This is a genomic window from Marinomonas arctica (assembly GCF_003259225.1).
GTDB classification, from domain to species: domain Bacteria; phylum Pseudomonadota; class Gammaproteobacteria; order Pseudomonadales; family Marinomonadaceae; genus Marinomonas; species Marinomonas arctica.
This window is the reverse complement of sequence record NZ_QHJF01000037.1, coordinates 1-4,767: the sequence shown is the minus strand read 5'-3', so window position 1 is coordinate 4,767 and position 4,767 is coordinate 1. Positions and strand designations below refer to the sequence as shown.

General features: G+C 44.1%; 4 protein-coding genes and 1 tRNA gene. 4 read left to right on the top strand and 1 reads right to left on the bottom strand.

Annotated elements, in window-relative coordinates; all coding sequences use genetic code 11:
• Positions 1 to 2: 2 nt before the first annotated feature.
• A tRNA-Arg gene (locus tag DK187_RS18975) sits at positions 3 to 79 on the top strand.
• 66 nt (positions 80 to 145) lie between these two features.
• On the opposite strand, the gene DK187_RS18970 is transcribed toward DK187_RS18975, so the two are convergent.
• Positions 146 to 1,075, bottom strand: coding sequence for a tRNA dihydrouridine synthase (locus DK187_RS18970; protein WP_111608893.1), 930 nt, complete (start codon positions 1,073 to 1,075; stop codon positions 146 to 148).
• A 226-nt stretch (positions 1,076 to 1,301) separates the two neighbouring features.
• On the opposite strand from DK187_RS18970, the gene DK187_RS18965 reads away from it, so the two are divergent.
• From DK187_RS18965 to DK187_RS18955, 3 genes are read left to right on the top strand one after another with little or no spacing between them, the layout of a single operon-like run.
• Positions 1,302 to 1,553, top strand: coding sequence for an OadG family protein (locus DK187_RS18965; RefSeq protein WP_111608892.1), 252 nt, complete (start codon positions 1,302 to 1,304; stop codon positions 1,551 to 1,553).
• 40 nt (positions 1,554 to 1,593) lie between these two features.
• Positions 1,594 to 3,399 carry a sodium-extruding oxaloacetate decarboxylase subunit alpha gene (oadA, locus tag DK187_RS18960; RefSeq protein ID WP_111608891.1) on the top strand — a complete coding sequence of 602 codons (1,806 nt, stop codon included), beginning with the start codon at positions 1,594 to 1,596 and terminating at the stop codon, positions 3,397 to 3,399.
• A gap of 19 nt (positions 3,400 to 3,418) precedes the next feature.
• Positions 3,419 to 4,591: a sodium ion-translocating decarboxylase subunit beta gene (locus tag DK187_RS18955; RefSeq protein WP_111608890.1), complete on the top strand. Its 1,173-nt coding sequence runs from the start codon at positions 3,419 to 3,421 to the stop codon at positions 4,589 to 4,591.
• Positions 4,592 to 4,767: the final 176 nt, after the last annotated feature.

Genomic DNA, 4,767 nt, shown 5'->3' with positions numbered 1-4,767 from the left:
ACGCACCCGTAGCTCAGCTGGATAGAGTACTCGGCTACGAACCGAGCGGTCAGAGGTTCGAATCCTCTCGGGTGCACCATGACTATACCTTCCATAATCTTCAAGTCTTTTTTATTGCTATTCTATTTTTAGTAAAAATACCTTCTTATATTTTTCTAATGTTTTCGAAAGCTTGCGTTAGCTCGTTTACGCTGTTGCAACGTCTTAATGTCTGTAGATTCTCTTTTATTTCATCAAAGCTAAACCTCAAATGTCCACACCATTGTTTTAGTCGGCCTAGCGTTACAATGTCGTCATAGTACTGTTGTAGCTCGGCGCTATAGTCTGTGAAGAGTGTTTTTAGTATGGTGGTGTCTGTTGTGTCTTTCTGTCCGCTTAATTCGTTTCTGATTTGTTGAAAAACAAATGGATTGTTAAGTGAGCCTCGTCCAATCATAAAATGCTGACAACCTGTAATAGACTGGCAGTGCAAAAGTGACTCTGTGTCTACTATGTCTCCGTTAGCAACAACATTCATGCTTGTTATGTCTTGGATTTTTCCTATTTTTTCCCATCGTGCTGGTCCTTTATAGCCATCTTTTTTGGTGCGCCCATGGATTGTTAAGGTACCAACTCCAGCCGCTTCAATGGCGGCCACATTATCAAACAGTAGAGCTTCATCTTCGAAGCCTAGGCGAATTTTTGCTGATACAGGTATTTCGTCGGGTAGTGTTTTTCGAATCGCCTTCATGATGTCATAAAGTGCATGTGGGGTTTGCAGTAAAAATGATCCACCACCATGTCCGTTGACGCGTTTGGCAGGGCATCCAAAATTCACGTCAATGTGTGTTGCGCCAGCTTGTATAGCATTGAGGGCGCTCTCTGCCATGAGTTCTGCGTTGCTGCCTAGAAGTTGAGTGTGAACAGGGTGATTGTGAGCGGTTGTTGCTTTATTGCTATTTTCAGGAACAAGGCGCGTGAATGTGGTGGTTGGTATTGGGTGTTGGGTGACTCTAATGAATTCTGAGACTAGATAATCCATGCCACCAATTTTGGACAGTAGGTTTCTCATGGTGTGATCCATGACGCCTTCCATGGGGGCGACGGCCAGGACAATGTTTTTATTATTTGTTGGTTTTTTTACGGGGTAGGGCGTTTTAGGGGAAATGTTCACGAAATAAGTCTAACTGTTATGCAAAAAAAATATGAAACTGTTCTGGTTTGTGGTAAAAAACTAATCATCAAAGTAAACAGTGCTGTTGGTTGTGCATCTGATCACATTAGAGGAGCACAAACAAGGCGATAACAAAGGTGTCTATGTTATGGGTGAGTTGCTGGAAGATGGTTTGGGGTTGATGGTGCTAGGAATGGGCTTTGTGTTTCTGTTTTTAGTGATTTTAATTTATGCCACAAGTTACATGTCTCGTTTGCTTAATCATCTGTTTCCTGAGTTGCCCCCAGTTCCCTCGTCAAGTGCTATGTCTAAGTCTTCTGACAAATCAGTTGTTGATGCTCAAATGGCGGCGGTGATTACAGCGGCTGTGCATCAGCACAGAAACAATAAAAAACGTTAACTCTTAATTCTAACTTTCTTGATCTATTTGAGGCTGAAATATGACAACAACTAAGCAACCTCTAGGCATTACTGATGTCGTTTTGCGTGATGCTCATCAATCCTTATTTGCCACGCGTATGCGTATCGACGATATGCTTCCTATTGCTGAAAAACTGGATCGAGTTGGATTTTGGTCACTTGAGTCCTGGGGAGGTGCAACATTTGATGCATGTATTCGCTTTATCGGCGAGGATCCTTGGGAGCGTATTCGTGAATTGAAAAAAGTGATGCCTAAAACACCACAGCAAATGCTGCTGCGTGGACAGAATCTTTTGGGGTATCGCCACTATGCGGATGATGTGGTGAGTAAGTTTGTTGAGCGCGCGGCTTTGAATGGGGTGGATGTTTTTCGAATTTTTGACGCAATGAATGATCCGCGCAATTTAGAAACGGCGATCAAAGCGGTTAAGCAGCAAGATAAGCATGCGCAAGGGACGATTTCTTATACCAAGAGCCGAGTTCATACCACCAAAAACTGGGTGGATTATGCTAAGAGGCTGGAAGATATGGGGGCGGATTCCATTGCGATAAAAGATATGTCTGGCATTTTGACCCCATACGATGCCTTTGAATTGGTTAGTTTGTTGAAGGCTCAGACTCAGCTAGAAGTGCAATTGCATGCACATGCTACGTCTGGTTTGTCGGATATGACGATTTTGAAAGCGGTTGAGGCTGGTGTCGATCGAGTGGATACGGCAATTTCTTCCATGTCGATGACTTACGGTCATAGCGCAACAGAATCTGTTGTGGCGGCGTTGCAGGGTACAGATAGAGATACAGGTTTAGATCTGGAGCTGTTGGAGGAGATTGCTGCTTATTTTCGTGAAGTCAGAAAAAAATATGCAAAATTTGAAGGCTCTCTTCGCGGAACCGATTCTCGCATACTGATTGCTCAGGTGCCTGGCGGCATGCTTACCAATATGGAGAGTCAGTTAAAAGAGCAGGGCGCTGCAGATAAGTTCGACGAAGTGCTGAAAGAAATTCCTAGAGTTCGCGAAGATTTGGGTTTGATTCCTCTGGTAACGCCTACATCACAGATTGTAGGTACTCAGGCTGTGTTGAATGTGTTGACGGGTGAGCGTTATAAGTCCATTTCAAAAGAAACAGCTGGGATTTTAAAAGGTGAATACGGTGCGGCTCCTGCTGAATTTAACAAAGAGTTGCAAGCGAGAGTTCTTGATGGCGCGAAAGCCATTACTTGTCGACCAGCCGACCTGCTGTCACCGGAAATGGATAAATTGACCGAAGAGCTATTGGCGCTGTCTAAAGAAAAAAGCATCGCTTTGGCGGATGATCAAATCGATGACGTTTTGACTTATGCCTTGTTTCCGCAAATTGGTCTTAAGTTTCTTCAGAATCGTGGCGATGCTAGTGCGTTTGAGCCGGTACCAACATTGGATGATGCTGTTGTTGTTGATAGTAAGCCTGCTGCTGCCAGTGCTGCGCCTAATGAGGTCAGTGTTTATACCGTTTCTGTTTCTGGGCAGAGCTTTGTTGTTCAGGTATCAGAGGGTGGTGATGTGAGCGACATTCAGCCAATGGGGTCTGTTCAGGGCACACCGGTTAAGCAATCTTCAGCGCCTGCCGCGTCACCTGGTGAAAATGTACCATCGCCGTTGGCGGGTAATATTTTTAGGATTTTGGTTTCCCCAGGTCAACAGGTTGAAGAGGGTGATACTGTAATGATATTGGAAGCGATGAAAATGGAGACAGAAATATCAGCGCCTAGGTCTGGGGTCGTTGGTTCCATCAATGTGAAAGAAGGTGATTCCGTTAAAGTCGGTCAGTCACTTCTTACTCTGTAGTGAAAGGAATCAATTTAACATGGAAAATAAATTATTAAATCTTTATCACGACACAGGGATTTACCAACTTGAGCTTGGGCAGTTGGTGATGATTTGTGTTGGCTTACTGTTGGTGTTCTTAGCAATCAAAAAAGGCTTTGAGCCACTGTTGCTTTTGCCTATTGGTATTGGAGCGGTTCTGGTTAATATTCCTGGGGCTGGTTTTATGGCGGCGCCTGTTTATGATGCTGCAGGTCATATGGTCTCCCCTGGAGGTCTTCAATATTACATTTATCATGGTGGTATAGAGACCGGACTGTTCCCGCTGTTGATTTTCATGGGTGTCGGAGCAATGACGGATTTTGGTCCTATGTTAGCCAATCCGAAAACCTTGCTTCTTGGTGCAGCGGCTCAGTTTGGTATTTTTGCGACCGTAATAGGTGCCGTATTGCTTGGGGCGTTTGGGATAATGGACTTTACATTAGCCGACGCGGCTGCTATCGGTATTATCGGTGGTGCTGATGGGCCGACGGCTATATTTGTCGCTAGTCGATTGGCTCCTGATTTGTTGGGAGCGATTGCAGTCGCTGCTTATTCTTATATGGCACTAGTGCCTCTCATTCAACCGCCAATTATGCGGGCCCTAACTACGAAAGAAGAGCGTTCCATCAAGATGGAGCAACTTAGGCCTGTATCTAAGAAAGAAAAAATTGTCTTTCCTATTGTAGTGACAATTTTGGTCGCGATGTTTTTGCCGTCGGCCGCCCCTTTACTTGGTATGTTTTGTTTCGGTAATTTGATGCGTGAATGTGGTGTGGTGGACAGATTGAGTGATACTGCACAAAACGCATTAATCAACATAGTGACTATTTTTCTCGGTCTTGGTGTGGGTTCAAAATTGAGTTCGGAAGCATTTTTGAATCTAGAAACCTTAGGGATTTTGAGTTTAGGTCTAATCGCTTTCTCAATCGGTACTGCGTCTGGTGTATTGATGGCGAAGCTAATGAATAAATTCTCCAAGGAGGCGATCAATCCACTAATTGGTGCTGCAGGTGTGTCAGCTGTTCCAATGGCGGCACGAGTGGCTAATAAAATAGGGTTGGAGGCAAATAAGCAAAATTTCCTATTGATGCATGCCATGGGGCCAAACGTAGCGGGTGTTATTGGTTCTGCCGTTGCTGCTGGGGTGATGTTGAGTTACGTAGGTGGCTAGCGATTAAAATTGCTTTTCCAAAAAGGCACCTAGGTGTCTTTTTGTTTATTTGAGTATTTATGAATTAAATTATAAAAAAATAGAAAAAGTGCTTGCGCTAAAACTTCTAGGCTGTATTATACGCCTCCACTGACACGGACAACGACGCAAACAAGAGTTTGCACTTACTAAAGTAA